The sequence below is a fragment of the Streptomyces sp. NPDC051172 genome (assembly GCF_040682555.1).
Lineage (GTDB): Bacteria > Actinomycetota > Actinomycetes > Streptomycetales > Streptomycetaceae > Streptomyces.
Genome location: NZ_JBFBBE010000040.1, coordinates 1 through 26,496, shown reverse-complemented (window position 1 = coordinate 26,496; position 26,496 = coordinate 1). Strand labels below are relative to the sequence as shown.

The window sequence follows — 26,496 nt, the reverse complement described above, 5'->3', positions numbered from 1 at the left end:
TCCGCTTGCCCGGCACGCACCGGCCGGACGCCGCGGCCCCCGATCCGGGGCGCGGCTTCGGGCTGATCGGCATGTGCGAGCGTGCCCAGTCCGTCGGCGGCATCCTCCGGGCCGGTCTCCGCCTGGAGGGCGGCTTCGAGGTCATCACCCACCTGGCCCTGTACCCCACCGCTCCCTGACGCCCAGAACCCCGTGACTCACGGAACCGGGGACCATGAGACGACAAGAACGGACGCCATGACCATCCGCGTGCTGCTCGCCGACGACCAGGCCCTCCTGCGGGCCACGTTCCGGATCCTGATCGACTCCTGCGACGACATGGAGGTGGTCGCCGAGGCAACCGACGGCGCCGAGGCCGTCGCCCTCGCGCGCGTGCACCGCCCCGACCTCGTCCTGATGGACATCCGCGTGCCCGGCACCGACGGCCTGGCCGCCACCTCCGCGATCTGCGCCGACCCCGAACTGTCGGGCACGCGTGTCCTGATCCTCACCACCTTCGAGATCGACGAGTCCGTCGCCCAGGCGCTGCAGGCCGGTGCGAGCGGGTTCCTCGGCAAGGACGTGACCGCGGACGCGCTGCTCGACGGCATCCGGACCGTGGCCGCGGGGGACTCGCTGCTCTCCCCGCTCGCCACGCGTGTGCTGATCACGCGCTTCCTGTCCGCCCCCGCACAGGGTGCGCGGCCGGCGGCGTCCGAGGACCTCAGTGCGCTCACCGACCGCGAGCGGGAGGTGACGGCCTGGGTGGCGGAGGGCCGCACCAACGAGGACATCGGCGAGAAGCTCTTCGTCAGCCCGCTGACGGTACGCACCCATGTGCACCGCGCGATGACGAAGCTGGGCGCCCGCGACCGCGCCCAACTCGTCGTCATCGCCTACCAGTCGGGGCTTGCAAGGGCATCGCGGCCCGCGGAGCGCTGAGCACCGCAGGCTGCGGGCTCAGCCTGCGGAGAGCTTGTCCAGCCACTGTTGCAGCAGAGCCGACTCCGCCGGTGTGAAGACCGGGGACCGTGCGGCCCGCAGGCGGGCCGCGAGCGTCTCGTCGGCGACCGGGACAGCGCCGTCCTGCGCTCCCGGCTCGCCCGTGCCGGCCGGGCGGGTCAGCAGGTCGAGCACGCTGTCGCGCAGCCGCTCGGAGAACTGCGGGTCGGGGTACTGCTCGGGCCTGGTCCGCGCGGAGTTCTTCCGCAGGGCGGGCCTCGACGACCTGCTGACGCCGGCGAACAGCCTGTAGGCGGCGCCGTTCGCGGCCGCCCGCAAGCAGCGCCGTTCAGGGGAACCCGACCGTCGGGGCGAATGGCGGCGGACCACACCGTCGACAACTCACCCCGTGACGCTCCCCCTGATCCCGCCGATGCTCGCCACGCCCGGTTCCCTGCCGCCCGCCCGGCAGGACTTCCGCTGGGCCTACGAGACCAAGCAGGACGGCCAGCGTGTGGTGGCCTACCTCGAAGGAGACGGCAGCGTCCTGCTGCGGGCACGGTCCGGGGAGGACATCACCGCCGCATATCCCGAGCTGCGACCGCTGGGCGAGGCGCTCGGCGCGACGCCTGCCGTGCTCGACGGGGAGGTGCTGGCACTGGACGAACAGGGCCGAGCCGACTTCCAGTTGCTGCAACCCCGCATGGGGCTGGCGCACGCACCCGGCAGAGCGGCGCGGCAAGCAGCGAAGGCGCCCGTGCACGTCGTTCTGTTCGACGTGATGCACCTGGGCGGACAGGACCTCACGGCACTCCCCTATGCCCGGCGGCGCGAGCAGTTGGAACAGCTTGGTCTCCACGGCCCGTTCTGGTCCACCCCTGCCGCCCTGGTCGGGCACGGCGAACAGGCCCTGCGCGCCACCCGTGAGCACGGTCTGGAGGGCCTGGTCTGCAAGCGGCTGGACTCGGCATACGAGCCCGGGGTGCGCTCCAGGGCCTGGATCAAGATCCGCAACATGCGCAGCGAGGACGTCGTGGTGGGCGGCTGGCTGCCCGGCAAGGGACGGCTGTCGGGGCTGTTCGGCGCCGTCCTGGTGGGGCAGCGGGCCGCGGGACGCCTTCGGTACGTCGGGAGTGTGGGCACCGGCTGGAGCGAGGCCGAGCGGTCGCAGCTCGCCGCGCTGCTGCAGGCCGCCGCGACCGACGTGTGCCCCTTCGATCCCGTACCGTCGGTCCCGGGGGCCCGCTGGGTGGTGCCCCGGCTGGTGGGCGAGGTCCGCTACAGCACCCGCACCCGGGCAGGAATGCTGCGCCAGCCGTCCTGGCTGCGGCTGAGGCCCGACCTCGCGCCGGAGGATGCATCGGCCGACATCCCGGACGACCGTGTCTGACCCTGCCACCCGACACACCGTCACGGGATGCTGAACCTACGGTGGATACGCCGTCATACGGGGTGGCCGGGGCTGATGTCCCGGGCGTCGTCGAGCCGGAGCAGGGGTCCGTCCGCGCGGCTGCCCCAGTCCTCGGGGGCGAGGACGAAGCCGACGTGGTCGCCGCCGTCGACGCGCTGTTCGACGCTGCCCACGAACCACGCGGCGGCCTCCTCCAGGACGACCGAGCCGCCGTGCCCGCGGGTCCAGGGCACGTGCACGAACTTGTCGGTCCGATCACCCGTCTGCCCGCCGAACAGAGCTGCCAGCTCGTGCTGTTCTCGGGTCAGCAGATGGACGGCCAGGCGGTCCGCGGCACGGGCCACCACATAGGTGTGGTTGGCCTTGGAGATCCACACCACGAACCGCACCGGCCGCATGGAGCACTGGGAGGAGAAGGAGACCAGACAGCCCGACCGCTGCGCGCCGGCCGCGGCCGTGACGACACACAAGTCCGGACTCAGCCGACTCATGAACGCGTCCAGGTCTGTCATGTCCCCTCGCTCCTCACCCTCGTCACCCTCGTCAACGAACCGCGAGCACTCGCTGGACCCCGCAGCCGCCCGTCAGAGCGGTGTGCCGGGGTCCTCGGGCCGGATGCGGCCACGCCAGCCGCCGGTGGTGCCGCCCTCCGTCTCCACGTAGTCCTTGAAGCGGCGCAGGTCCCCCTTCACCCGCCGGTCGATCAGACCCAGCGCGTCCGCGCTCTGCTCGGCGACCCCGCCGGGTTCGACCTCCATCACGAGTTCCACGCGGGTGTGCGTGTCGTCCAGTCGTTCGAACCGGACCGATCCCCTCTGTTGCGTGTCGCCGCCGACGGACCGCCAGGTGATCCGGTCGTCCCGCAGCTGGTCGACGATCTCCGTGTCGAACTCGCGCCGCACCCCGCCGATGCTGGTGGTCCAGTGGTTGTGCCGGTCGTCGAGCTGCCTGACCTCGTCGACGCCCTCCATGAAGTTCGGGAACTCCTCGAACTGAGTCCACTGGTTGTACGCCATGCGCAGCGGAACCTCCACGTCCACTGCCTCCTTGACCGTGCCCATCGATGCCTCCTTGCCCGCTTCTTGCCGGGGCCGACCGCGCCGGGCGACCGGCCTCCTGCGCGTGTGCGTGGCACCGGGTACCCCGCAAAGGCGTCAGTCAGCCCGCGCCGGGAACTCGGCGGGTCATGGCTGAGCACCCAGACCCCGAAGATGTCGTGCTGTCGTCGCACGAACGGCTTGCTCTGCGGAGTATCGAAGCGGAACTGAGCTGCGACCGGCGCCTCGCCCGAAGCATGCGCGGCGAGGCGGGCTCCCGGCTCTGGCTCCCGCTGTCGGTGGCCCTGTCGGCGTGCGCCTCGCTGTTCCTCCTCGTCATGGGGATCTGCACCTCGGACCCGATCGTCATCTGGTGCTTCGCCGGCCTGTGGCCCTACACGCTGTTGCAGGTGTTCCGGCTGCTGTGCCGCGCGAGCAGGGGCCCGGGCCGCATCACCTCGTGGCTGTGAACCACCCCTGCGCGGCGTCGGCCGGCTCCACGACCGACGGCGTTCGGGGGCCGTTGTGTGTGTCCGGGGCACCGGGGCGGGAACTCGGCGGTCATGACCGCCGAGACGGAAATCCACGGATCGTACTGGCTCGAGACGGCGCCGCCGGGTGAACCCGCTCCCCCGCCGTCCGGCGACATGGCCGTCGACGTCGCCGTGGTCGGCGGTGGCATCGCAGGCCTGAGTACGGCGTGGGAACTGGTCCAGCAGGGACGCAAGGTGGCCGTGCTGGAGGCCGGCCGCCTCGCCGCCGGGGTCACGGGCCACACGACCGCCAAGCTGACCGCGCTGCACACGCTGACCTACGACCATCTGCGCCGCACCCGCGGCCCGACGGGGGCACGTCTGTATGCGCAGTCGCAGAGTGCCGCGATCCGGCACGCCGCCGGCATCGTCGACGAACTGGGCATCGACTGCGACTGGGAAGAGGCCGCGGCCTACACCTACGGCGAGCAGCCCCGGCTGGTGGAAAAGCTGCAGGCGGAGGCGGAAGCGGCGCGGGAGGCGGGTCTGGCGGCCGAGTACGTGGCCGAGACCGAGCTGCCCTTCCGGGTCGCCGGTGCGGTCCGGGTGACGGAACAGGTCCAGTTCCATCCCCGCAAATACCTGCTGGCCCTCGCCGAGGACCTGCGTCGCCGAGGCGGTGCCGTCTACGAGCACACACGCGTCGTGGGCCTCACAGAGGGCGAGCCCTGCGTCCTGGCGACGGACGCGGGCGTGTCGGTGCGGGCGGACGAGGTCGTGATCGCCACCCACTACCCCGTCTTCGACCGTGCCCTGCTCTTCACCCGGCTCTCCCCGCGCCGCGAGCTGGTCGTGGCCGGCACCGTCGACGAGGACCGGGCACCGCGCGGCATGTACCTCACGCCGGAGCAGAACACCCGGTCCGTGCGCAGCGCGCCCTACCGTGACGGGAAACGCCTGCTGATCGTCACCGGCGAGCACTTCACGCCCGGTACCGCCGATGTCGAGGAGCGGTTCGCACGGCTCTCCGCCTGGGCCGAGGGCCATTTCCCGGGGTTCACGATCAGCCACCGGTGGGCCACGCAGGACAACGACGCCACCGACTCCGTGCCGCTCGTCGGACCACTCTGGCTGGGCAGCCGTCACACCTACGTGGCCACCGGGTTCGGTGGCTGGGGGCTGAGCGGCGGCATCATGGCGGGCCGTCTGCTCAGCGATCTCGTCAATGGCCGCGAGGTCCCCTGGGCCGGCCTCTACGATCCCCGCCGTCTGCTCTCCGTGCTCCGCGAGGGAGCCTCGTTCCTGAAGCATCAGGCGCAGGTGGCCCGGCACTTCGTCGGCGACCGGCTGCCCCCGACGACGGGACCTTCGACGGCGGACATTCCGCGGGGCGGCGGTGCCGTGGTGCGGGTGGGAGGGCGGCAGTGCGCCGTGCACCGTGACGAGAACGGTCAGTTGCAGGCGGTGTCGGCCGGCTGCACCCACATGGGCTGCCTCGTGGCGTTCAACCGCGCGGAACAGGCCTGGGAATGCCCCTGCCACGGCTCCCGCTTCGCCCCGGACGGGCAGATCCTGCAGGGCCCGGCCGTACGGCCGTTGGAGCGGCGCGACATCTGAGACGACCGCCCGCGGTATGCCCAGCGGCTCACACGTGGTCAGCCGACCGGTTGGTTTCCGGCGCCGGAAGGTTGTAGACGTGGAACGCCCGCCGGATGACCGGCTGTGCCACGTTCCGCACCTGCACTCCGCCGCTGGTCATCCCGTGCTCGGTGCCGGAATGGGCGTGTCCGTGGACGGCGAGGTCGGCGCCCTCGGCGTCGATCGCCTCGGCCAGCAGATAGCTGCCGAGGAACGGATAGATCTCCAGCGGCTCACCCGCCAGTGTGTCCGGCACGGGTGAGAAATGGGTCAGTGCGATCCGCACGTCGCACCCCGCCCGGGCCAGTTCCCGCAGTCCGGTCCGCAGGCCGTCCGCGCACCGGCGGGAGTACCTGACGAACTCCTTCATGACGGGCTCGCCGAACTCTCCCGCACACCTGCCCGCGAACCCGCCCCCGAACCCTTTGGTCCCCGCGATCCCGACACGGGTGTCGCCGCTGGTCACCACGGTGGACTGCCCTTCCAGGACCCGTACGCCGGAATTCTCGAGGACGGCCGCCACCTCGCCCGGGCATCCGCCGTGGTGGTCGTGGTTGCCGAGGACCGCGACCACCGGCACCGCCAGGTCCTCGACCTCCTTGGCGACGACCAGCGCCTCCTCCGGTGTGCCGTGGCGGGTGAGGTCGCCGGCCAGCAGCAGTAGATCCGCGCAGTCGGGCAGCGTGTCGAACGCCGGCCGGAGCACACCGTGGCTCTCCGCCCCCAGGTGGATGTCCCCGACGGCTGCCACCCGGGTCATGCGAGGTCCTCCGCGTCGTCGGGCGGGGTGGTTCGCGCCGTGACGATGTCGCAGTGCAGCGGCACGTCCGGGAAGGCCTCGCGGGCGATGCGCATGATGTCCTCACGGCACCGGGCAGAGGGGACCGTGCCGGTGAGCAGTACGGTCTCGCCGCGCAGTTCGGCCCGTACACCCAGTTCGCCGGGCAGACCGGCCGCGAACCGTTCGGTCAGGTGGGCGACCCGGTAGTCGAGGCCCGCCGGGGCGCCGGAGGAGGGCTGGACCGTGTGCTCGCTCATGGCTGTTCCTTCGAGGATTCGGCTCGCTGCTCCGGCTCGGAGTCGATCACGTCCAGGCGCTCCAGGAGAAACAGGAAGGCCGCGGGCATGGGCCGCTCGCCGCAGGTTCGCCGTACCTCCTGCCAGTCGACCTTCTCCCGCAGCGAGCGGGCGACCGGGAGTACGGCCCCGAAGTCGCAGTGGTGTTCCGAGAATGCCTTGAGCAGACTCACCAGCAGGTCCGTCGGCGAGAGCACCGGCATACGGACCGAGTCGACGGGCAACTCCCGGGCGCGTGCGAGCAGTTCCGGGGTGACGGGGTGGTCGGACAGCTCGAAGATGATGTCGACGCTCTGGCCGAGGCAGCTCGCCTTCAGCAGCCAGTCCTCCGGGGCATGGTGGACGGTGAGACCACCCTCGCACAGCGTGGCCGCCACGGCGTCGGCGTCCTCGGGGAGGACGCAGAAGTCGACGTCGTGCTGCAGCCTTCCGCTGACGCCATGGGCGTAGGCCGCCACACTTCCGGCCAGGGCGAATCCGTGCTCCTTCTGCTTGAGGAGAGCGGCAACCTGTTTGGTCGCCTCCAGGATCGCCTGGGTACGGTCACGGGGCAGGTCCACGTCCGGCCCTGCGGCGGACGGGGGCTCCCCCGGAGCGAGGCGCAGGCCGGTGGGGCCCGAGTCGTCGGCGCGGGCCGCTCCGTGCGCGTCGTGCACCATGGGCGCTCCCTTCGTGATTCCCGGCGTCGGGGCACGAGCGGGTCTGTCCGCTCCCGCACGTGCGTACGCCCGGGTACCCACGGGCCATCGGCGCGACACGGTCCGGAGCCCTTGTCGGCGGGCGGTTTCAGTCGTCTCCGGCCTGGTCGGGCGTGGCGCCGTTGAGGTGGACGATGAGCAGGGCCACGTCGTCGGCGGGGTCGGAGACGTGGCGGACGAGGGTGTCGGCCATGGCGTCGGGGTCTTCGGGATCGGTGCGTGCAATGAGTTCGGCGAGCGCGCTGACGGCGTCGTCCAGGTCGACGCCGGGCCGTTCGATGAGCCCGTCCGTGTACAGGACGAGGACGCAGCCGGGGTGGAGGGGGAACTCGGCGGCCAGGTACTCGACCTGGGCGTCGATGCCGAGCAGCAGTCCGGGAGGCGGGCTCAGGACCTCGGTACGGCCGTCGGCGTGCCGCAGCAGGGCAGGCGGGTGGCCGGCACTGGCCAGGCGCACGCCGGGGCGGCCCAGATCCAGGTGGGCATAGAGGCAACTGGCGAACCGGCCGGGGTCCAGGCCGACGAGCAGCCGGTTGGTCCGGCCGAGCACGTCTCCCGGGGAGGCCCCGGCCGCCGCCTGGCTGTGCACGGCGGTGCGGACCTGCCCCATCAGGGCCGCCGCGTCGATGTCGTGTCCCTGGACGTCACCGATCGCGACCGCGACGGTGGTGTCGTTCAGACGGATCAGGTCGTAGAAGTCACCGCCCACCTCCACACCATGGCCGGCGGGCCGGTAGCGGGCGGTGACCCGCAGCCCGGGCAGGGAGGGCAGGTGCCGGGGCAGCAGCGCGGCCTGGAGCTGATGGGCCACGGCGAACTGGGTGTCGTAGAGGCGGCCCCGTTCGAGGGCCTGGCCCACGAGGCCGGCCAGCGCGGTGATCACCGCACGCTCGGTGGGCGGGAAGTGGCGGGGGCGGTCGTAGGCGAGGACGAGCGAGCCGACGGCCCTGCCGGAGGCGATCAGCGGGAGAAACGCCCAGGACGTCTTGTCGTCGACATGGACGGCTTCGGGATACGACCGCCTCAGTTCGTCGAAGTCACGGAAGAAGTGCGGGCTGCCGGTCTCCATCACGCGCACGGCGGGCGTGTCGGCGTTCAGGGGCATGTGGTCGAAGCGTTCCATGAGTTCGGCGTCGTAGCCGCGGTGTCCGAGGATTCTCAGTCTGCCGCCCCGTGGCGCCATGACGGCCATGGCCGTGGCGCCGAGGGCGGGCATGAGCTGGTCGGCGGCCTGGTCCACCACGTCCTGGACGCCGAGGGCCTCGGTGAGCGTGGCGGCCATGTGCATCAGGTGGTACAGGGAGCCGGCCCGGCTCGGTCCGCGCGCGGCGGGTTCGGTCGTCCCGGCGGGATGGGCGGGGGCGCTGGGGGAGCTCGCCGGGCTCGGCGACAGTTCGTCGCGGGGATCGCTGCGGGTGATCCGCACGCTGATGCCGGAGGGGTCCGGATAGAGCGCGAAGGCCAGCCGGGTGTCCGGGGGGCGTACTGCGCTGAAGGTGGTGGGCTGTTCGCTCACCAGCGTCGACCGGTACGAGTCCTCGATCTCGGGGACGTCCATCCAGGGCAGCGCTTCCCATGGCAGGGCGCCCAGCAGGGTGTCGGCGTCGACGCCGAGCAGGCGTGCCGCCTCGGGCGTCACGAAGGTGAACCGGCCGGTCTCGTCCAGCGCGCAGGCACCGCCCGGCAGCCGGGCGATGAACGCCGCCTGTTCGCTGCCCTCGCCTCGCAGCGCACGGGCGCGGGAAGGGTGGGGCAGGATCCGCGGTTCACCCGGCGCGGGCAGAGCGTTGCGGTCCGCCGCGTCGTGCAGCAGGCGGCCCAGCCGCCGGCAGCCGGCATCGATGACCGCGCGCTCGACGCCGCTGAGCCGCGCCGGATGAGCGGCCGGCCACAGCAGGACCACTCCGCCCACGACCGAGCCCCGAGCGGCGAGGGGGGCGGCCGCCAGTGCAAAGGCGTAGGGCAGCACGAGTGAGGTGCGCGGGTAGCGGCGAGCCATGTCCTCCATGTCGCTGATCCACACCAGGCGACCGGACCGCACCGCGTCCGCCACCGGAATGGAGTCCGCCACGCCCACCCGGGTCCAGGGAACGGCCATTTCACGGGGCGCCCCCGTCAACGTCACCAGCCACAGCGCGTCACCGTTGCGAGGCAGGACGTACAGCAGACCCCTGGACGCACCGCAGTCCCGGACCACGTCCAGCAGCGCCGTGTCGACCGACTCGGGTGCGACATCCGCCGTAGCGTCGCTCTGGCTCACAGCACCTCCTGTCGAACATCCGACGAGTGCCCAGGTGGAATCCACCCAAAGCAGGGGGCCGCGGGCGGGCGGGGGGCGGAGAGCCCACTCGTCCCGTTCTGGTGATATCCGATCAGTGCAGGGGGACTCGGATGCCATGACTTTCACAAACCCTGATCCCGAGGCAGGTCCACGCGAGGTCCTCATCCTTCGATCGTTCTCACGTTGTCCAGGAAGATGCGGGGCGCAGCACGGGCCGTACAGCGTGCATGGAAACAACCGGGGAGGGAACGGGACCTCGCCGCGCAGGCGCTGAAGGCCGCCTTCGCCGCCTGGGCGTCCTGGGCGGTGGTGGGCTGGTGGCTGCACGCACCCATGGCCTTCGTGGCGCCCTGGGTTGCGATCCTGCTCGTCGAGTCGACGGTCTACCAGTCCGTCGCCCATGCCCTGCAGCAGCTGACGGCGATCGCCTCGGGGACCGTCATGGCCACGCTGCTGGTGCTGCTGATGCACAACAGGATCGGCGCCATGGGTCTCGTCCTCCCCCTGGTGGTGCTCCTCAGTTCGTGGTCGCGGCTCGGACGGCAGGGGATATACACCGCCACCGGCGCACTCTTCGTCCTCACCGACACGCAGGTCAGTCTGACGGGGTGCGCCGCCCGGATCGGCGAGGCCGTGTTCGGAGCGGCGGTCGGCATCACGGTCAATGCAGTGATCCGACCACCCGTCTACCTGCGCAATGCGCGCGCTGCGATCCATGAAGCCGCGCAGGAGACGGGCAGGCTCCTCGAAACGGCGGGCGGCCGTCTCGTCGACGGGCAGTGGGACGTCGACGAGACGCGAGCATGGCATCGACAAGCCCTGCACCTTCAGCACCTCGTGACGCAGTGCCGGTCGGCCGTCGGCTGGAGCCGGGAGAGCCTGTGGGGCAACGTACGCCGCCGCACCCTGGCCTCGTCACGGCCGAACAAGGACTACGAGGATGCGACGGTCGTGCTGGACCACGCCGCCGTGCACACGACGGAACTCACCCGCACTCTGCTCGAGGCGGCCGCCGGGGACCGGCAGGCGCACTGGGCCCGGCTGCCCCTGATCCGCGATTACGCCGACTTCCTGGCCCGGGCGGCCCGGATCGTGCGGCTCTCCGCGGACGGCGGAGCCGGCCAGGGCCGGGAAGAGACTCTGCGGCAGGCCGTCCAGGAGATGCGCGCCGCGATGGACGGCCTGCGCCGGCAGCTGCCGGACCTGGTCCGGGGCGAGCCCGAGGAGGCCTCGGCCTACGGCGCCCTCCTCCTGCAGGCCCAGCGGCTGGCCGGAAACCTCGAGGCGTCGGCACGGCAGGAGGCTCCCCCGGGCCATGTCTGAAGCGGCATGCCGTTTTGTGCAGGGGGGCAAGGGAACTCGTTCGGCACGACATCGAGACCCGGCGCTGTACGGCGACAGCGTGCCTCAGCCCCTCGGCCGAGGATGTGCAGGCCGCCCCGGTGGCGCCCGGGCAGTGTCGGTTCTCCCGGTGCCGTCGGTTGGAGTACTGGTGGATCATGTCTGTTGACGGAGCCGGCGGTGGCAGGGAGCCGTCCGAGAGCGAGGAACGCGCGCGGGTCACCGAGACGCTGACGTCCGCAGCCAAGGGCCTCCGTCCCGACGACGTCCCCCAGGCGCTGTGCCACGCCTGCGTGGAACTTCTGCCCGTCACCGGCGCATCCGTGTCGATCGCGTGCGGCCGGACGGTGCGTGCCACCTGGTGTGCCAGCGACTCGACGGCGGCCCGGCTGGCGGAGGCGCAGTACACGCTCGGGGACGGCCCCTGCCAGTCCGCGATCGAACGCGCCGCCGCCGTGCTGGCGGACGACCTGACCAGGGCGCCGGACGCCGGTCGCTGGCCCGTCTTCGCCCACGAGGCCGTCGAGCTGGGCGTGCAGGCGGTGTTCTCGCTGCCGCTCGGCGTGGGCGGGGCGACGATCGGCACGCTCGACCTGTATCGCCATACGCCCGGCGCGCTGTCGTCACGCGACCTGCGGATCGCGCTGTGGGCGCGGGACGCCGTCACGTTCGCCCTCATGAACCTTCATGCCGGATACGACGCAGACGAACGAGCGAGCCAGGAAGGAGTAGGAGTAGCGTCGTGGATGGAGGCTTCCGAGGCCGACCACAGTGAGGTCTACCAAGCGGTCGGCATGGTGATGGTGCAGCTGAATCTGGGCGCCGAACAGGCTCTGGACCGGATGCGCGCGCGGGCTTTCGCCCAAGGCCGGACGGTGACCGAGGTGGCGCACGACATCCTCGTACGCACGCTGCGGCTCGGGTCCGAGACGGAAGGCGACAGCGAGGATGCCGGCCGGCGGGACGCCGGTGACGACGGACGAGAGGGCGATCGGTGATGAACCGGGAACAGCAGCTCGCCGAGGCCCTCGTGGGGCTGGCCGACTCCCTGGCCGACGACGTCGACCCCGTCGTACTCCTCGATCGGCTGGCTCTGAACTGCCTGGACCTCGTGGGCGCCGACGCGGTCGGGGTCATGATCGCCGGAGTGCGGGGCGAGCTGCGTCTGATGGCCGTCACCGACCAGCGCGCGGCCCTCATGGAGTTCTTCCAGCTCCAGAGCGACGAAGGCCCCTGTGTGGACTGCTATCGCAAGAGCGAGCGTATCGACGCTCCGGACCTCGGCGAGAGCGCCCACCGCTGGCCGCATGTGGCCCCGTACGCCCGGGAGCACGGATTCCGGGCCGCGCACGCGCTGCCCATGCGCGTGCACCACCAGACGGTGGGGGCCCTGAACCTTATGCTGACCACCCCGGGGGGACTGTCTGCGCTCGATCTGCACCTGGCTCAGGCACTGGCCGATGTGACCACGGTCGCCCTCGTCAACTGGAGCCCGCACCCGCTGCGTCCCACCGACGTCAGCAGCAGCGTCCAAAGGGCCGTGACCGCCAAGGCGACCGTCGACATCGCCACCGGCATGATCGCCGAGTACGGCAGCCTCTCCCTGCCCGACGCCCGCTCCGCCCTGGGGACCTGGGCGACGCGCAGCGGACGCCGGCTCACCGAGGTCGCGCACGGTCTCGTGCGTCGCACGGTGTCCTTGACGGACGTGCTCAGCGACTCCCGCTGACAGAGCGTCTCAGCGGGCCACGGCCGTCGCCCACAGCGCGGCCACGACCACCACGGCGGCTGCCACCGTCATGACGCTGCGCACCACCGGCGACCACCGCTCCACCACCGATGCGTCCTGTCCGCTGCCGTCATGGGCCCGGACAGCGAACATGCGCTGCGGCGGCCGATGCGCTTCCTGATGCATGTTTCCCACTCCCTCGTTCCGGACGGCCGGGCGGGTTCCCGCCTCGGCGCCTGCCATGCCCTCGCGTACGGGGGGGCGTCAGGGCAGTGGGGTGCCTCCGGTCGCGTTGAGGATCTCCGCTGTGACGAAACCGGCCTCCTGGGAGGCCAGGTAGACGTAGGCGGGGGCCAGTTCGGCGGGCTGGGCCGGGCGGCCCAGCGGGCTCTGTTTGCCGAACTCCACCGTGTCGGGCAGTGTCGCGGGAATCAGGGGCGTCCACACCGGGCCCGGCGCCACGGCGTTGACGCGGATGCCGCGCTCGGCGAGCATCTGGGCCAGCCCCTGCGTGAAGGTCACGATCGCACCCTTGGTCGTCGCGTAGTCCAGCAGATGCGGACTGGGCTTGTAGGCCTGCACCGACGTGGAGTTGATGACGCTGCCGCCCTTAGGGATGTGCGGCACGGCGAACTTGGTCAGCCAGAACATGCCGTGGACGTTGGTGCGCATGACCCGGTCGAACTGCTCGGTCGTGATCGCCTCGATGCCGTCGGGCTGCGACATCTGGTAGGCCGCGTTGTTCACCAGGACGTCGATGCGCCCGAACTCCGTGACGGCGCGCTCGATCAGCGCCCGGCAGTTGTCCTCCTCCCGGATGTCGCAGGCGACGGCCACCGCCTTGCGCCCGGCGTCCTCGACGAGCCGGGACGTCTCGCGTGCGTCGTCGGCCTCGTCCTTCAAGTGGCTGAAGAGCACATCGGCGCCCTCGCGCGCGAAGGCCAGCGCGACCGCACGCCCGATGCCGGAGTCGCCGCCGGTGATGACGGTCTTGCGGTCCTTCAGGCGGCCGGCGCCCCGATAGGTCTTCTCCCCGTGGTCGGGCGGCGGGTCCATGGGCCCGGTCCACCCCGGATGGGGCTGGTCCTGAGCCGGGAACTCGGGGCGCGGGTGGTGCGTCCTCGGATCCTGCTGCTTGTGCTGCGCATCGGCCATGTCGGCCTCCTGACCTTGGGGCGGGTCCGGACGGCCACCGGGTTCCCGTCGCACTGCCGCCGAAAAGCCCGAGGTGGTCGGGATCGCCCGGGCGCCGTCGACGGACCCGGCAGGATCGCCCTACGCCCCTGCCGCCAGACGGTCCCCCAGCGCCGTCCGGTTCGTACAGCACGTAGTAGCCCTGCCGTCGTGCGTCGAGCAGTCCCGCGGTGTGCAGGGCCGCCAGGTGGGACGACACGGTGGAGGGAGCCAGGCCGTGGCGCGCGGCGAGCTCCGTGGTGGAGGCGGGAACCGTCAAGTCGGCCAGCAGCGCGGCGCGCCGGTGACCGAGGAGGCGGGCGAGGGCGGCGGGCGGATGCGGCGCCGGGGTGGTGTGCAGTCGGCCCATGCCGCGGGCCGGGTAGATGACCGTCGGCTGCCAGGGCCGGGCGAAGCCGCTCACCACGTCCGGCCAGACGAACACACTGGGCATCAGCAGGACCCCTCGCCCGTCGGGGCGTTGGGCGTCCGCGTGGTCGCCGTACATGTGCAGGGTGAGCCGGTGGCCGGCCCAGCCGATGCCGGGGTGCAGGCCGGCGAGCAAAGCGTCGAGGCCGCCGTCCGCCGCCTGCCGTGAGCGATGGGCGATGTCGGCCGCAAGGACGGCACGGTGACGCGGCCAGTCCGGTGCGATCAGGGCGTGCCAGGCGAGTTCGGTGAGGTCGGCCAGGCGGCGCACGGCCTGGGCGGGATCGTCGAGTGCGGCGCGGGCCTGCGGTGACTCGGCGAGGCCCGGTGTGCCGGCGAGCGAGCGGACCATCTCCGTGCGCGCGAGAGCCGGGTCGGTGGCCCGCATCCGGGCCAGTTCGTCGTCGATGGAGGGATACGGCTCGTCGGGAGGCGCACCCAGGAAGTCCGGCGTGTAACCGCCGACGCGCGGCATGAACAGCCACAGGGGCGCCAGGTCGAGTCCGCCGAGCGTACGGCGAAGACGGCGCAGCCAGGCGCGGTGGTAGCCGTGCCGGGCGGGTCGGCGCAGCATGCGCAGGGCCTCGTGGGTCTGGCACATCGGCGAGATCGCGAACCGGCAGCGGGTCAGATCCTCGGCGCCCAGGTGCAGGGTCAGCGGCAAGACGGCCTCCGTGAGCGGTTCCCGGTGGATCCGATTCGGTCCGGATCGAAACAGTAGAAGCTCTCTGCCGGCCCCGGCAGGCTTGCCCGGCGGTTTCCCGACACCCCGGAGGACACCTGGATGGGCGGCGTACGTCCCGCGGCGCGGCGCAGGGCGGCCGTCGTCGCGGCGCTGATGCTGGCGGCGTTCACCTTCAACACCGCCGAGAACCTTCCCGTGGGGCTGCTGTCGCTCATGGCGGCCGATCTGCGAGTGCCGCTCGGCGCGGTGGGCATGCTGGTCACCGGATACGGCCTGACGGTGGCCGTGGTGTCGCTGCCGGCCGCGCGCATCACCCGCTCCATGCCGCGCCGGTACCTGCTCACCGCGCTCCTGGGGCTGCTGGCCGCGGCCAGCTGGGTGTCGGCGCTGGGAGGCGTCTCCTACGGGCTGCTGCTGGCGGCACGGGTGGTCACCGCGCTGGCACAGGCCTCGTTCTGGGTGGTGATGGGACCGGTCGCGGTCGGCCTGTTCCCGCCCGAACGGCGCGGCCGCGTCATGGGGCTGCTGTCGGTCGGCGGTTCGCTGGCCACGGTGCTCGGCGTGCCGGCCGGGACCTGGCTGGGCGGACACGGCGGCTGGCGGGCGCCGTTCGTCGTGCTCGGTGCGCTCGCGCTCGTCGCACTGGTCGTCATTGCCGCCCTGCTGCCGGCCTCCCGTCCCGAGGAGAGTCATGCGGCGTACGGCGCCGATCCGGACCGGCGCCGGTTTCTCGTCGTCGTCGCGTCCACCGCCTTGTCGGTGACCGGGGTGTTCGCGGGTTTCACGTATGTCGTCGCCTTCCTCGACGAGGTCAGCGGCTTCGGCAAGGACGCGGTGGGCGGCGTGCTGTTCGCATTCGGAGCGGCCGCCCTGGCCGGTGTCGCGCTCACCGGGCCGCTGCTCGACCGTTTCCCGCGCGCCACCCTCACCGTGCCGGTGGCGACTCAGGCGGCTGCCATGCTCGGCCTGTGTGCGGCCGGGAGCAGTCAAGTGGCGACGGTCGCACTGTGCATGCTGCTCGGCGCCTCGGTCGCGCCCGTTTTCATGGCGACGCAGAGCCAGGTGCTTCGGGTGGCGCCGGGCCGTACCGAGTCGGCGCTGGCGGCCAACTCTGCCGCGTACAACGTGGGTGTGGCCGTCGGGTCGCTGCTGGGGGGCGCTCTTCTGCCCGTCGTCGGAGTGCGCGGCGCCTTTCTGGCCGGCGGGCTGCTCACGGCGGGGGCGCTCACGCTGCTGGTCCGGCCGCAGCCCCGGGCGTCGTCGGCAGCTGTGCGCACGCCCGTCGTCCCTGCCGAGTGATTCGGGTCCCCAATGGGGCGGTAGCGGTCAAAGGCCCTCTGTCGACGGTCTATCGTGGCCGCATGTCCGTCCCCGAAATGATCCGCATCGTCTCCCGCGACTCGCCCATGGCGCTGGCCCAAGTGGAGCGCGTGCGCGCCGAGTTGGCGGTCCTGCATCCCGGCGTGCGCACCGAGGTCGTGCCGGTGAAGACGACCGGCGACAAGTGGATGGGTGTCCTGTCCCAGGTGGAGGGCAAGGGGGCGTTCACCAAGGAGGTGGACGCCGCGCTGCTGGCGGGTGAGGCCGATCTCGCCGTGCACTGCCTCAAGGACGTGCCCGCCGACCGGCCGCTGCCGGCCGGCACGACGTTCGCCGCGTTCCTGAAGCGGGACGACATCCGTGACGCCCTGGTGCACCCTGACGGCCTCACCCTGGACGAGCTGCCGGCCGGCACCCGGATCGGCACCTCCGCGGTGCGCCGGGCGGCCCAGCTGTCCGCCACGCACCCCCACCTGGAGTGTGTGCCGTTCCGCGGCAACGCCAACCGCCGGCTGGCGAAACTGGCGGCCGGCGATGCGGACGCGTTGCTCCTGGCGGCGGCCGGTCTCGAACGCATCGGACGCCAGGACGTGATCAGCGAGGTGCTGTCGCCGGACACGGTGATGCCGTCCATCGGCGCGGGCATCCTCGCCCTGCAGTGCCGTGAGGGCGACCGCGACCTCATCGACGCGGTCAGCGCACTCGGCGACCCGAACACGCACCAGGAGGCCACCGCGGAGCGGATGTTCCTGCACGTCCTGCAGGGGCACTGCAACAGCCCGATCGCCGGGTACGCGCGCGTGGAGGCCAGTGGCGAACTGTCGCTGCGGGCCTGTGTGTTCACCCCGGACGGCAAGACCCGCCTGAACGCCCACGAATGGGCCGGACGGCTCGACCCGGCCACTCTGGGCACGTCGGTGGCCGTGGCGCTGCTGCGTCAGGGTGCCCGCGAGATCATCGACGGCATCCCGCACTGAGCGGGCTCCGGGGCGGGGCCGGGGTCAGGCGGTGCCTTCTTCGGCCTGGTCCCGGAGGAAGTTGCTGACCTGGTGCGCCAGGCCGCCGTCCCGGCTCCCGCCGGTGTGGGCACCGACGGGCTCCTCGTGCAGGCCGATGCCGCCGGTCCACAGTCGGCGGTCGGTCCACTCCTCCTCGACCCGCAGCTGGATCTGCACGTCGACCTGGCTCAGGCAGGCGTCCGGACCGGCCGCGTACAGCACGGCGGTGGCCCGGCGCAGGGGGTAGACGTCGAAGCCCTCGATGAACTGCGAGTTGCGCCAGTCGATGAACGCGGCCTCCCCGTCCGGGCCCAGACGCACGTCGATCTGGCCGTCCTCGAGGTGGATGCCGAAGGAGCGGCTGCCGCGGTTCTCGACGGTGACCCGGAGGCTGAAGTACGTCAGCCCGGCCGCCGCGTCGTCGCGTCCGCGTGGGGGCTCGGCGGCTTCCAGACGGTGGACGCGGACACGCAGGCCGGCATGCTCGTCGTACTCCTGCCAGTCCCCGACCACGTTCGGCTCGTACACAATCCACCTCATCGACCTCAGAGAGCTGCTTCCTATCTGTGCGCTCAGGGCACTGTCAAATGAGCAGAATGCGCTGTGGCCAGCGCATTCACCCCCTTTGATCACTGATCAAGCCGTGCGCAGGAACAACGGTCGGAACACGCCCCACGGACGAGTATGTGTGCGTGGGGCACATCACGTTCCGTGGGCGGTGCTCAGCGGGCCAGCCGGCCGAGGAGCGAGGAGGCCGCGGCGATGCCGAGTGCGCCGGCCACGAGCAGCACCGCGAAGTCGAGGGCCACATGCGCATGGGTGCCGAGGAGGAGGCCCCGCAGGGCGTCCACCTGGTAGCTCAGCGGGTTGACCTTGCTGACGGCCTGGAGCCAGCCGGGCATGACGGACACCGGGTACAGGGCGTTGGAGCCGAAGAACAGCGGCATCGTGATGGCCTGCCCGAAGCCCATGAGGCGGTCGCGGTTGAGGACGATGCCGGCGATGCTCATCGACAGGCAGGAGAAGAACGCGGATCCGAGGACCACGATCGCGGCGACGCCGAGCAGCTTCAGCGGGTTCCAGGTCAGCGCCACGCCGAGCACCGCGGCGATGAGGATGACGACGACGGCCTGGATCAGGGACTTCACGCCGGCCGCGAACGCCTTGCCGGTGATCAGGGCCGAGCGCGGGGTCGGCGTGACCAGCAGCTTGTTCAGGATGCCCGCGTCGCGCTCCCAGATGATCTGGATGCCGTAGAAGATGGCGATGAACATCGCGGACTGGGCGATGATGCCGGGTGCCAGGTAGTCCACGTAGGGGATGCCGCCGGTGGGGATCGCCTTGATGCGGGTGAAGGTCTGACCGAAGATCAGCAGCCACAGGGCGGGCTGCACGGCGCGGGTGTACAGCTCGGTGCGGTCGTGGCGCAGCTTCTGCAGTTCGACGGCGCACATCGCGATCACACGGGCGGGCAGCAGCCGCCAGCCCGCGCGGGGCCGGGGCGGCTTCAGCAACAGGTCGATGCCGGGTGCGCGGGTGGGGTCAGCCGACTCGGTGCGCGGTGCGGCGGGTGCTTCGGACATCGCGGAAACCTCCTGCCTGGTCGTCGAGTCCGCTGCCCGCGACGTCGCGGAAGACGTCCTCCAGGGTGGGCAGCGGGTCGGTGGCCGCCGCGCCCGCGGCGCGCCGGCGCTCGCCGAGCCCTTGCCTGAGCTCGTCCGGGGTGCCGAGGGCCCGGATGCGGCCGCGGTGCATCAGGGCGACCCGGTCGCAGTACTGGTCGGCCTCGTCCATGTAGTGGGTGGTCACCAGCACGGTCATGCCGGTGGCGGCGCGCACGGCGTTGATGTGGTCCCACACTCCGGTGCGGGCTATCGGGTCGAGGCCGATGGTCGGCTCGTCGAGGATCAGCAGCCGAGGGGCGCTGACCAGCGCCTGCGCGAGTTCGAGGCGGCGGACCATGCCGCCGGAGTAGGTGCCGGCCAGCCGGTCGGCGGCTTCGGCGAGGCCGACGGCCGCCAGGGCCTGGCCGACACGTTCGGCGCGTTCGGCGCGGGACACGTCGAAGACGCGGGCGAACAGGGCGACGTTCTCGCGGCCGGTGAGTCCGGCGTCGGCGGACAGCTGCTGCGGCACGTAGCCGAGCAGGCGCCGTACGGCCATCCGGTCCTTGGCCGCGTCGTGGCCGAACACGCGGACCATGCCGGCAGGGACCGGCAGCAGGGTGGTGATGCAGCGGATCGCGGTCGTCTTTCCGGCGCCGTTGGGTCCGAGCAGGCCGAAGACCTCGCCCTCGGCCACCGACAGTTCGAGTCCGTCGACCGCATTCGTCTCGCCGAAGGCGTAGGCGAGTCCGGTGCAGGTGACGGCTTCCGCCTGCCCGGTGTCGGCGTTCCGCGTCATGTCTGTTCGGCCTCCTCGTGCAGGGTGTCGGCCAGCCTGCGCAGGGCGGGGATCGCCGTGTGCAGTGCCTCCCGGTCCGTGTCGTCGAGACGGGACAGCCCGCCGCGTACGAGTTCGGCGCGCCGTTTGCGCCATTCGGCGAGCCGGGCCTCGGCCGCGGGCGTCGGCATCAGCCGGGCGGCGCGCCGGTCGGCGGGGTCGGTCTCGCGGACCAGATAGCCCTGCCGGGACAGCTGGTTGACCAGTGTCGAGACCGAATTGCCCGCCAGGTACAGCTCCTTGGCGGCGTCGGATATGCCGATGCCGGGCCGGGTGACGACCAGGCGCAGCAGCTCGACCTCGGCGCCACGCAGCTGCGGGGCGATCTGCGGGCGCAGGCGGCGCCGGACGAGCCGCTGGACGCCGATGAGAGCGTCGATCAGCTCGTCCGGGAAGGTTTCCGGTTCCACATCGAGGAGATTATCTCTTTAGCAGAGGTAATGAACCCAAGGAACGGTCAAGCCCGCGACAGCCGTCCATAATGTCCGCATTTGTTTGTGATGCATAGATTCCGGGCATCAGTACGTAGTGCTTCGGACAGGAGGCACGTCCGTGGGAGCCGGTCGGGCCCCGGATGTCTCCGCAGGTCCGAGCCGCATCTCCCACGGCGCCCGTCCCCCATGCACCGCCTCAGGGAGGTGCGCATCATGCGTGTCGCCAGCGCCAGCACGAAACCCCACCCGCACGACGATGCCCCCGACACCGCCGAGGCCTTCGCCCGGCTCGCGCGGCTGTCCGAAGGGCCGCAACGCAGGCAGCTGCGGGACCAACTGGTCCAGGCCTGGCTGCCGATGGCAGAGCGGATCGCCGTCCGGTTCAAGGGGCGCGGAGAATCCCTGGAGGACCTGTACCAGGTCGCGGCCCTCGGACTGGTCAAGGCCGTCGACCACTACGACCCCGCCCGCGGCCACGCTTTCGAGGCGTACGCGGTGCCGACCATCACCGGTGAGATCAAGCGGCACTTCCGTGACCACATGTGGACGCTGCATGTGCCGCGCCGGGTCCAGGACCTGCGCAACAGGGTGCGGCAGGCCGCCAAGGAACTGTCCCAGACGACCCCGGGGCGCAGACCGAGCGTCGCCGAGATCGCGCTGCACGCGCACCTGAGCGAGGGCGAGGTGCGCACCGGAATGGAAGCCCTGGAGTGCTTCACCGCGCTGTCGCTGGACGCCGAGATGCCCGGTACCGACGGATACGCCCTCACGGACGCGATCGGCGGCCCCGATCCGGCCTACGACGTCGTCGTCGACCGTGTGGCGGTCAGGCCCTGTCTGCAGGCGCTCCCGGAGCGCGAGCGCACCATCCTGTATCTCCGCTTCTTCGGAGGCATGACGCAAAGCCGCATCGCCCAGCAGCTCGGTATCTCGCAGATGCATGTCTCCCGGCTGCTCAGCGGCTGCTTCGACCAGCTCCGCGCGGAACTGCTCGCGGAGACCAGCTGAGCGTTGCGCCGTTCGGCCGCACGCGGCCCCGTCGCCTCACCGCTCCGGTGGGGCCTCGGGGATCTGCGTGGGACCGTAGCGGTCCAGGGCGTCCTCGAGTTCGGCCTTGATCTCCGGGGGCAGGTCCCCGTTGCGCCCCCAGATGAGAATGAGCTCGGCGACATTGCGGAGCTTGATGTTCGTGTGCTGGGAAACGTCCTTCAGCACTGCCCATCCCTGGTCCGGCGCCACCCGGCCCAGCGCGACCATCATCCCGATCGCCTGGTCCACGACGGCGTGCGAGACGACGGCTTCCTTCAGCTGATCGACTTCTTCCTGCAGCGCGAAGATGCGATCCGTCTCGTCGGCAGGTTCATGCGGTACCTGTGCCACTCATCCATAGTGGCACTCACCTGGCCCGCTGCCACTGGCGGCGGCTCCACGGCACCCGTTTCGGCCCCACTCACGGGGTACTCGGCAGGCGCATCGTGCGGTTCCGGTTGGACACTGGTACGAGACCGGTGGCTGCCGATCGACGAGACCAGGACGCAACTGCCATGAACCACGACTCCTCACGCCCGCGTGGCGTGACGCGCATCGTCACCTCGGCCTCCGTGTTCGGGGCGCCGTGCTGGGTGAGCCTGACCAGTCGCGACGCCGACGCCACCGAGGACTTCTACGGAGCCGTGCTGGGCTGGGAGTGGCGCTCCGCCAAGCTCGGGGACCGCTTCCGGATGGCCCTGGTGGACGGCACGCCCGTGGCCGGGATCGCCGCCGTCGCCGACATGTGGCAGATGGCGGTGGCGTGGACGCCGTACTTCGCCGTGCCCAGTGCGGACGAGGCCGCGGCGCGGGCCCAGGAGCGGGGCGGGACGGCCGCGGTCGGCCCGATCTCCTTCCCGCCGGGACGGGCAGCCCTGCTGGCCGACCGGGACGGGGCGACCTTCGGGATCTGGGAGGGCGCGCTGATCGCCGACTGGGAGAAGTGGCGGCACGCGGCCCCGGCCTTCATCAGACTCCACACTCGCGACGCCTTCGACGCCGCGATCTTCTACGGCGAGGTGCTGGACTGGGCCTCCGGGCGGCCCGGCTGCTGCGAGGTCCAGTACGAGGGCGGCGAGGTGGTGCTGCGCAGCCAGGGCGACGTCGTGGCGCGCATCGAGTCCGGGGCACTGGGGGCGGCGCCCGACCCCACCATTCGGCCCCATTGGCAGGTCCACTTCGCGGTCGAGGACGTGGCGGCCTGTGTACGGGCCGCCGAGGTGCACGGCGGCAGCGTCCTGTCGAAGGGCAGCGACGAGGCCGTGCTGCGCGACGCCGACGGCGCGCAGTTCACGGTCACCTCGCGCCGCGAACGCTGAGGTGTCGCCCGGCTGGGTCAGCCGGGCGACTACGGAATTGGCAAGGTGTGTCGTCGGTCGGCTTCTAGCGCCGTCGTGGCTTGTCGCGCCCCGCGGCGGAGCCGCATTCCGATTCAGCCCCGCGCCCCTTCGGGGCACAGGGGGGTCTCGACAGGAGCACCAGGCTGCGGCGCTCGACCAGGAGCCCGGTGTTCGCCTTGTACTCCGACTCGTCCGGCGGCCCGTGCGGCTCGGCGGTGTCGATCAGCGTCGTCCAGCGTTCGCCGTACGTGGCGTCCGGCAGCCGGAACTCCACCGGCTCCCAGTAGCTGTTCAGCAGGATCAGGAACGAGTCGTCCACGACGGGACGCCCGCACGGGTCGGGTTCGGCGATGGCGTCGCCGTTGAGGAACACGGCGACGGAGTGCGCGTCGGAGCGCTGCCAGTCCTCCTCCGTCATCTCCTGCGCGTCCGGTGCCAGCCACACCAGGTCCGGCAGCGGCCGGCGTGGACGGGTCTCGGTCTCGCCGCGGAAGAAGCGGCGGCGGCGCAGCACCGGGTGGGCGGCACGCAGTGCGATGAGGTACCGGGTGAACTCGGCGAGGTCCCGCTGCTCCTCGGTCAGCTCCCAGTCGACCCAGGAGACTTCGTTGTCCTGGCAGTAGGCGTTGTTGTTGCCGCGCTGGGTGCGGCCGAGTTCGTCGCCGTGGCCGATCATCGGGATGCCCTGCGAGAGCAGCAGGGTGGCCAGGAAGTTGCGCTGCTGGCGGGCGCGCAGCTCCAGCACGCCCGGATCGTCGGTGTCGCCCTCGACGCCGCAGTTCCAGGACCGGTTGACACTCTCGCCGTCCCGGTTGCCCTCCCCGTTGGCCTCGTTGTGCTTGTCGTTGTACGAGACCAGGTCGCGCAGCGTGAATCCGTCGTGCGCGGTGACGAAGTTGACGCTGGCCCGGGGGCGGCGCCGGCTGTGCGCGTACAGGTCCGCGGAGCCGGTCAGCCGGGAGGCGAACTCGCCGAGCGTGTGCTCGCCGCCGCGCCAGAAGTCCCGTACGGCGTCGCGGTACTTGCCGTTCCACTCCGACCACAGCGGCGGGAAGTTGCCCACCTGGTAGCCGCCCTCCCCCACGTCCCAGGGCTCGGCGATCAGCTTGACGCGGCTGATCACCGGGTCCTGTTGGATCAGGTCGAAGAACGCCGACAGCCGGTCCACCTCGTGGAACTGCCGGGCCAGCGTGGCCGCGAGGTCGAAGCGGAAGCCGTCGACGTGCATGTCGGTGACCCAGTACCGCAGCGAGTCCATGATCAGCTGCAATACGTAGGGGTGGCGCATCAGAAGGCTGTTGCCGGTGCCGGTGGTGTCGTAGTAGTGGCCCCAGTCGCCGTCCACCAGGCGGTAGTACGAGGCGTTGTCGATGCCGCGGAAGGAGAGCGTGGGGCCCTTCTCGTTGCCCTCGGCGGTGTGGTTGTAGACGACGTCGAGGATGACCTCGAGGCCGGCCGCGTGCAGCGCCTTCACCATCGACTTGAACTCGGTGACCTGCCCGCCGCGGGTGCCGTGGGCGGCGTAGGCGTTGTACGGGGCGAAGAAGCCGATCGTGTTGTAGCCCCAGTAGTTGGACAGGCCGCGGCCCTGCAGCACCCCGTCCTGGACGTACTGGTGCACCGGCATCAGCTCCACCGCGGTGACGCCCAGCTTCGTCAGGTGCTCGACGACCGCGGGGTGCGCGAGTCCGGCATAGGTGCCGCGGAGTTCGGGCGGGACGTCCGGGTGGGTGCGGGTCAGGCCCCGTACATGGGCCTCGTAGATCACGCTGTCGGCGTACGGCTGCCGCGGCGGCCGGTCGTCACCCCAGTCGAAGGCCGGGTCGGTGACCACGCCGAGCATGGTGTGCCCGGCGCTGTCCGGCCGGGACCGGCCGTGCGGGGCGCGCTCGAAGAGGGAGGCGTGGTTGTCGACCTGCCCGTCGACCGCCCTGGTGTACGGGTCGAGGAGGAGTTTCGCCGGGTTGCAGCGGTGGCCCAGCTGCGGATGCCACGGGCCGTGCACCCGGTAGCCGTAGCGCTGTCCCGGCCCGATGTCCGGCAGGTAGCAGTGCCAGACGAAGCCGTCGACCTCGGTCACCGGTACGCGGCGCTCACCAGCGTCGTCGACGAGGACGAGTTCGACGCGTTGGGCCACCTCACTGAAGAGCGCGAAGTTGGTGCCGTTCCCGTCGTAGGAGGCACCCAATGGGTAGGGGTGCCCGCTCCAGACGGGCACCCCTGGCTTGCGGCGGCGCTTCGCCGTCACCGGGCATCCTCCAGGATGCCGTCCGGCTCGCGCACCTGCCCGGCGAGAGCCAAAGCCGGCAGCTCGCGGGGCACCTGGAGCACCTCGCGCAGGCTCGGCGCGGGCGCCAGGGGCACCAGGGGCACCCGTTCCCCGGCCCTGGCCCGCTGCGAGAACCAGATGACCTTGCTGCCGGTGGCCGTGGCGCAGCAGCCCCAGCCGTCACTCATCGCGGCGATCCGCTGCAGACAGGCCCGCAGGTCCTGGTCGGGACGCAGGTCGCAGTCGTTCTCCCCCACGGCGGTGATCAGATGCTGTCCGTTCCACCACATCTCGACCGACGTGTTCTTGTCCGTGGCGTGCTCGTCGATGGCCTTCAGCAGCAGCTCGGCGCCGCTGCAGACGGGCTCGACCAGTGTCTCGAGGTCCCAGAGCCGGAGATGCGCGGCCAGGATGCGCCGTACCTGTCCGACCCGTTCGGGGCTGACTTCCACATCGAGGTGGTAGTAGCAGGGCACTGCGGTCTTCATCTTCGTTGGCTCCTCACCCGCGAAGCTCCCGCTCCTTCTCGTCCCCGTGGAACGAGCCCCGAACGCGAAGCGTGAGCGTTGATCGCTTCTGAGTCACCTCAAGGGTGGGCGAACTAGACCATTCGTGCAACACGAGCGCCCCGGGGGCGGGGAACGCCCGGCCAGACATGGTTGAAGATCCAACAAGACGCTGAGTCGCCGCCCATGCACCATGTGTGAAGACCTCGATACCCGTAACGGATCCGTGCGTGCCCACGCGCGGCCGCCGCCCGACGGTCGGGAGACGTGCGATCGAGCCCCGGAGAAAGTGAAGAGCGTCATGCTGCTACCGGCCAAAGCCGAAGTGGCCCGGCAACTGCGGCGGTACCGGGCCTGGGAACGCGTCATGCTCGCGTCCCCCGCCGACCGCGCGGTGCGCGCCACCTTCGAGGACTCCGGCTACACCTTGTGCGTGCTGATGGGCAAGCGCTGTGCCCGCGAGGCCGCGGACGCCGCCGAGCGCTATCTGGGGTCCACCCTGGGCGCCTATCTCCGGGAGCAGAACGAGCGGCCCCGAACGGGTGCGGCCGAGCGGCGCGGGCCCCCGCAGGCACAGGAGCATTTCGCCGCAGGGAGGTAGATCCCCCCTGCGGCTCAACGCACATGTCGCAGTTTGTATCCCCCGACCGGGCCGGAGGCCCGGTCTCCAGCACGGCGGAGGTGAGACCCATGAGTTCGATTCCGGCCATCGGCCGCATCCCGGTGCGGGACGTCCACCCGACGGTGGAGTGCGGAAAGCGCCCGGCCAAGGCGGTCGTCGGGGAGACCTTCGAGGTCACCGCGACCGTGTTCCAGGAGGGCCATGACGCGGTCGCCGCCAATGTCGTCCTGACGGATCCGGAGGGCCAGCACGGCCCGTGGACGCCGATGCGGGAACTGGCCCCAGGCTCCGATCGCTGGGGCGCCGAGGTCACACCCACCTCCGAAGGTCACTGGACGTATCGCGTGGAGGCCTGGAGCGACCCCGTGGCCACCTGGCGGCGCACCGCCCGCATCAAGATCCCGGCGGGCATCGACACCGGACTGGTGCTGGAGGAGGGCGGCGACCTGCACGAGAAGCTGGCCGCCGGGGTGCCCGAGGGGCCGGGGCGGGCTGCGGTGCTGGCGGCTGCGGAGACGTTGCGCGACGACTCGCTGCCGGTCGCCACCCGCCTGGCGGCGGCGTTGACGCCGGAGGTGGACGCGGTGCTGGCCCGGCATCCGCTGCGGGAGTTCGTCACCGCCTCGCAGACCCTGCCGCTGCT

Annotated in this window: 29 protein-coding genes and 2 pseudogenes; 14 read left to right on the top strand and 17 right to left on the bottom strand. The window is 71.4% G+C overall.

From position 1 onward, the window contains the following. Positions 1–38: 38 nt before the first annotated feature. Positions 39–179, top strand: a pseudogene (locus AB0N07_RS24040) (sensor histidine kinase); the annotation flags it as partial. A 58-nt stretch (positions 180–237) separates the two neighbouring features. After that, entirely contained in the window at positions 238–921 is a 684-nt protein-coding gene (locus AB0N07_RS24035) for a response regulator transcription factor (RefSeq protein ID WP_365838246.1), read from the top strand. Between the two features lie 18 nt (positions 922–939). Here AB0N07_RS24035 and AB0N07_RS24030 read toward each other — a convergent pair whose 3' ends face one another. Continuing rightward, a complete protein-coding gene (locus tag AB0N07_RS24030; RefSeq protein ID WP_365838244.1) occupies positions 940–1,260 on the bottom strand; it encodes a hypothetical protein in 321 nt (106 codons plus the stop codon). A gap of 70 nt (positions 1,261–1,330) precedes the next feature. Between AB0N07_RS24030 and ligD the strand changes: the two genes are divergently transcribed. Continuing rightward, complete coding sequence (gene ligD / locus AB0N07_RS24025; RefSeq protein WP_365838242.1) at positions 1,331–2,311, top strand: non-homologous end-joining DNA ligase; 981 nt, start codon at positions 1,331–1,333, stop codon at positions 2,309–2,311. Positions 2,312–2,364: 53 nt separating this feature from the next. On the opposite strand, the gene AB0N07_RS24020 is transcribed toward ligD, so the two are convergent. Continuing rightward, on the bottom strand, positions 2,365–2,844 hold the full coding sequence (locus tag AB0N07_RS24020; protein ID WP_365838240.1) for a flavin reductase family protein: 480 nt from the start codon (positions 2,842–2,844) through the stop codon (positions 2,365–2,367). Positions 2,845–2,916: 72 nt separating this feature from the next. Then, positions 2,917–3,393 carry an SRPBCC family protein gene (locus AB0N07_RS24015; RefSeq protein ID WP_365838238.1) on the bottom strand — a complete coding sequence of 159 codons (477 nt, stop codon included), beginning with the start codon at positions 3,391–3,393 and terminating at the stop codon, positions 2,917–2,919. Between the two features lie 125 nt (positions 3,394–3,518). On the opposite strand from AB0N07_RS24015, the gene AB0N07_RS24010 reads away from it, so the two are divergent. Both AB0N07_RS24010 and AB0N07_RS24005 read left to right on the top strand, forming a co-directional pair. After that, positions 3,519–3,839, top strand: coding sequence for a DUF3040 domain-containing protein (locus tag AB0N07_RS24010; protein WP_365838236.1), 321 nt, complete (start codon positions 3,519–3,521; stop codon positions 3,837–3,839). 93 nt (positions 3,840–3,932) lie between these two features. Then, positions 3,933–5,459: an FAD-dependent oxidoreductase gene (locus tag AB0N07_RS24005; protein ID WP_365838234.1), complete on the top strand. Its 1,527-nt coding sequence runs from the start codon at positions 3,933–3,935 to the stop codon at positions 5,457–5,459. A 28-nt stretch (positions 5,460–5,487) separates the two neighbouring features. On the opposite strand, the gene AB0N07_RS24000 is transcribed toward AB0N07_RS24005, so the two are convergent. The 4 genes from AB0N07_RS24000 to AB0N07_RS23985 all read right to left on the bottom strand — a co-directional run bounded on the left by AB0N07_RS24000 (position 5,488) and on the right by AB0N07_RS23985 (position 9,515). Continuing rightward, on the bottom strand, positions 5,488–6,240 hold the full coding sequence (locus tag AB0N07_RS24000) for a metallophosphoesterase (RefSeq protein ID WP_365838232.1): 753 nt from the start codon (positions 6,238–6,240) through the stop codon (positions 5,488–5,490). Next, positions 6,237–6,518: a BON domain-containing protein gene (locus tag AB0N07_RS23995; RefSeq protein WP_365838230.1), complete on the bottom strand. Its 282-nt coding sequence runs from the start codon at positions 6,516–6,518 to the stop codon at positions 6,237–6,239. The genes AB0N07_RS24000 and AB0N07_RS23995 overlap by 4 nt, the downstream gene beginning before the upstream one ends. Further along, on the bottom strand, positions 6,515–7,216 hold the full coding sequence (locus AB0N07_RS23990; RefSeq protein WP_365838228.1) for a nucleotidyltransferase family protein: 702 nt from the start codon (positions 7,214–7,216) through the stop codon (positions 6,515–6,517). The genes AB0N07_RS23995 and AB0N07_RS23990 overlap by 4 nt, the downstream gene beginning before the upstream one ends. A 127-nt stretch (positions 7,217–7,343) precedes the next feature. Then, the gene (locus tag AB0N07_RS23985) at positions 7,344–9,515 is read right to left on the bottom strand and encodes a SpoIIE family protein phosphatase (RefSeq protein ID WP_365838226.1); all 2,172 of its coding nucleotides are present in this window, start codon (positions 9,513–9,515) and stop codon (positions 7,344–7,346) included. Positions 9,516–9,719: 204 nt separating this feature from the next. On the opposite strand from AB0N07_RS23985, the gene AB0N07_RS23980 reads away from it, so the two are divergent. From AB0N07_RS23980 to AB0N07_RS23970, 3 genes are all read left to right on the top strand, one after another. After that, the gene (locus tag AB0N07_RS23980; protein WP_365838223.1) at positions 9,720–10,859 is read left to right on the top strand and encodes an aromatic acid exporter family protein; all 1,140 of its coding nucleotides are present in this window, start codon (positions 9,720–9,722) and stop codon (positions 10,857–10,859) included. 176 nt (positions 10,860–11,035) lie between these two features. Further along, the gene (locus tag AB0N07_RS23975) at positions 11,036–11,875 is read left to right on the top strand and encodes a GAF and ANTAR domain-containing protein (RefSeq protein ID WP_365838221.1); all 840 of its coding nucleotides are present in this window, start codon (positions 11,036–11,038) and stop codon (positions 11,873–11,875) included. Beyond that, positions 11,875–12,606, top strand: a complete 732-nt coding sequence (locus AB0N07_RS23970; protein WP_365838219.1) for a GAF domain-containing protein — start codon at positions 11,875–11,877, stop codon at positions 12,604–12,606. Before AB0N07_RS23975 ends, AB0N07_RS23970 begins: the two co-directional genes overlap by 1 nt. A 9-nt stretch (positions 12,607–12,615) precedes the next feature. Here AB0N07_RS23970 and AB0N07_RS23965 read toward each other — a convergent pair whose 3' ends face one another. The 3 genes and pseudogenes from AB0N07_RS23965 to AB0N07_RS23955 all read right to left on the bottom strand — a co-directional run. Next, the gene (locus AB0N07_RS23965; protein ID WP_365838217.1) at positions 12,616–12,792 is read right to left on the bottom strand and encodes a hypothetical protein; all 177 of its coding nucleotides are present in this window, start codon (positions 12,790–12,792) and stop codon (positions 12,616–12,618) included. A gap of 78 nt (positions 12,793–12,870) precedes the next feature. Continuing rightward, complete coding sequence (locus AB0N07_RS23960; RefSeq protein WP_365838215.1) at positions 12,871–13,761, bottom strand: SDR family oxidoreductase; 891 nt, start codon at positions 13,759–13,761, stop codon at positions 12,871–12,873. A 238-nt stretch (positions 13,762–13,999) separates the two neighbouring features. Then, positions 14,000–14,560, bottom strand: a pseudogene (locus AB0N07_RS23955) (DUF5937 family protein); the annotation flags it as partial. 432 nt (positions 14,561–14,992) lie between these two features. On the opposite strand from AB0N07_RS23955, the gene AB0N07_RS23950 reads away from it, so the two are divergent. Both AB0N07_RS23950 and hemC read left to right on the top strand, forming a co-directional pair. Continuing rightward, entirely contained in the window at positions 14,993–16,192 is a 1,200-nt protein-coding gene (locus AB0N07_RS23950; RefSeq protein ID WP_365838213.1) for an MFS transporter, read from the top strand. 62 nt (positions 16,193–16,254) lie between these two features. Then, positions 16,255–17,190, top strand: coding sequence for a hydroxymethylbilane synthase (hemC, locus tag AB0N07_RS23945; RefSeq protein ID WP_365838211.1), 936 nt, complete (start codon positions 16,255–16,257; stop codon positions 17,188–17,190). Positions 17,191–17,214: 24 nt separating this feature from the next. On the opposite strand, the gene AB0N07_RS23940 is transcribed toward hemC, so the two are convergent. The 4 genes from AB0N07_RS23940 to AB0N07_RS23925 form a co-directional block, all read right to left on the bottom strand. Continuing rightward, positions 17,215–17,739, bottom strand: coding sequence for a hypothetical protein (locus tag AB0N07_RS23940; protein WP_365838313.1), 525 nt, complete (start codon positions 17,737–17,739; stop codon positions 17,215–17,217). A gap of 194 nt (positions 17,740–17,933) precedes the next feature. After that, a complete protein-coding gene (locus tag AB0N07_RS23935; protein ID WP_365838209.1) occupies positions 17,934–18,794 on the bottom strand; it encodes an ABC transporter permease in 861 nt (286 codons plus the stop codon). Further along, on the bottom strand, positions 18,754–19,614 hold the full coding sequence (locus AB0N07_RS23930) for an ATP-binding cassette domain-containing protein (RefSeq protein WP_365838207.1): 861 nt from the start codon (positions 19,612–19,614) through the stop codon (positions 18,754–18,756). The genes AB0N07_RS23935 and AB0N07_RS23930 overlap by 41 nt, the downstream gene beginning before the upstream one ends. Then, positions 19,611–20,063, bottom strand: coding sequence for a MarR family winged helix-turn-helix transcriptional regulator (locus AB0N07_RS23925; RefSeq protein ID WP_365838205.1), 453 nt, complete (start codon positions 20,061–20,063; stop codon positions 19,611–19,613). Before AB0N07_RS23925 ends, AB0N07_RS23930 begins: the two co-directional genes overlap by 4 nt. A 237-nt stretch (positions 20,064–20,300) precedes the next feature. Between AB0N07_RS23925 and AB0N07_RS23920 the strand changes: the two genes are divergently transcribed. Continuing rightward, positions 20,301–21,095, top strand: coding sequence for a SigB/SigF/SigG family RNA polymerase sigma factor (locus tag AB0N07_RS23920; RefSeq protein WP_365838203.1), 795 nt, complete (start codon positions 20,301–20,303; stop codon positions 21,093–21,095). Between the two features lie 36 nt (positions 21,096–21,131). Here the strand turns inward: AB0N07_RS23920 and AB0N07_RS23915 are convergent, their stop codons facing one another. Beyond that, positions 21,132–21,467 carry an ANTAR domain-containing protein gene (locus tag AB0N07_RS23915; protein WP_365838201.1) on the bottom strand — a complete coding sequence of 112 codons (336 nt, stop codon included), beginning with the start codon at positions 21,465–21,467 and terminating at the stop codon, positions 21,132–21,134. A gap of 164 nt (positions 21,468–21,631) precedes the next feature. Between AB0N07_RS23915 and AB0N07_RS23910 the strand changes: the two genes are divergently transcribed. Then, on the top strand, positions 21,632–22,435 hold the full coding sequence (locus AB0N07_RS23910) for a VOC family protein (RefSeq protein ID WP_365838199.1): 804 nt from the start codon (positions 21,632–21,634) through the stop codon (positions 22,433–22,435). Positions 22,436–22,499: 64 nt separating this feature from the next. On the opposite strand, the gene glgX is transcribed toward AB0N07_RS23910, so the two are convergent. Both glgX and AB0N07_RS23900 read right to left on the bottom strand, forming a co-directional pair. After that, positions 22,500–24,704: a glycogen debranching protein GlgX gene (glgX, locus tag AB0N07_RS23905; RefSeq protein WP_365838197.1), complete on the bottom strand. Its 2,205-nt coding sequence runs from the start codon at positions 24,702–24,704 to the stop codon at positions 22,500–22,502. Beyond that, complete coding sequence (locus AB0N07_RS23900; RefSeq protein ID WP_365838195.1) at positions 24,701–25,213, bottom strand: pep a2; 513 nt, start codon at positions 25,211–25,213, stop codon at positions 24,701–24,703. Before AB0N07_RS23900 ends, glgX begins: the two co-directional genes overlap by 4 nt. Positions 25,214–25,532: 319 nt before the next feature. Between AB0N07_RS23900 and AB0N07_RS23895 the strand changes: the two genes are divergently transcribed. Then, positions 25,533–25,832: a DUF5133 domain-containing protein gene (locus AB0N07_RS23895; protein WP_365838193.1), complete on the top strand. Its 300-nt coding sequence runs from the start codon at positions 25,533–25,535 to the stop codon at positions 25,830–25,832. A gap of 89 nt (positions 25,833–25,921) precedes the next feature. After that, positions 25,922–26,496, top strand: a 575-nt coding sequence (locus tag AB0N07_RS23890; RefSeq protein ID WP_365838191.1) for a maltotransferase domain-containing protein, incomplete at its 3' end; no start/stop codon positions are given.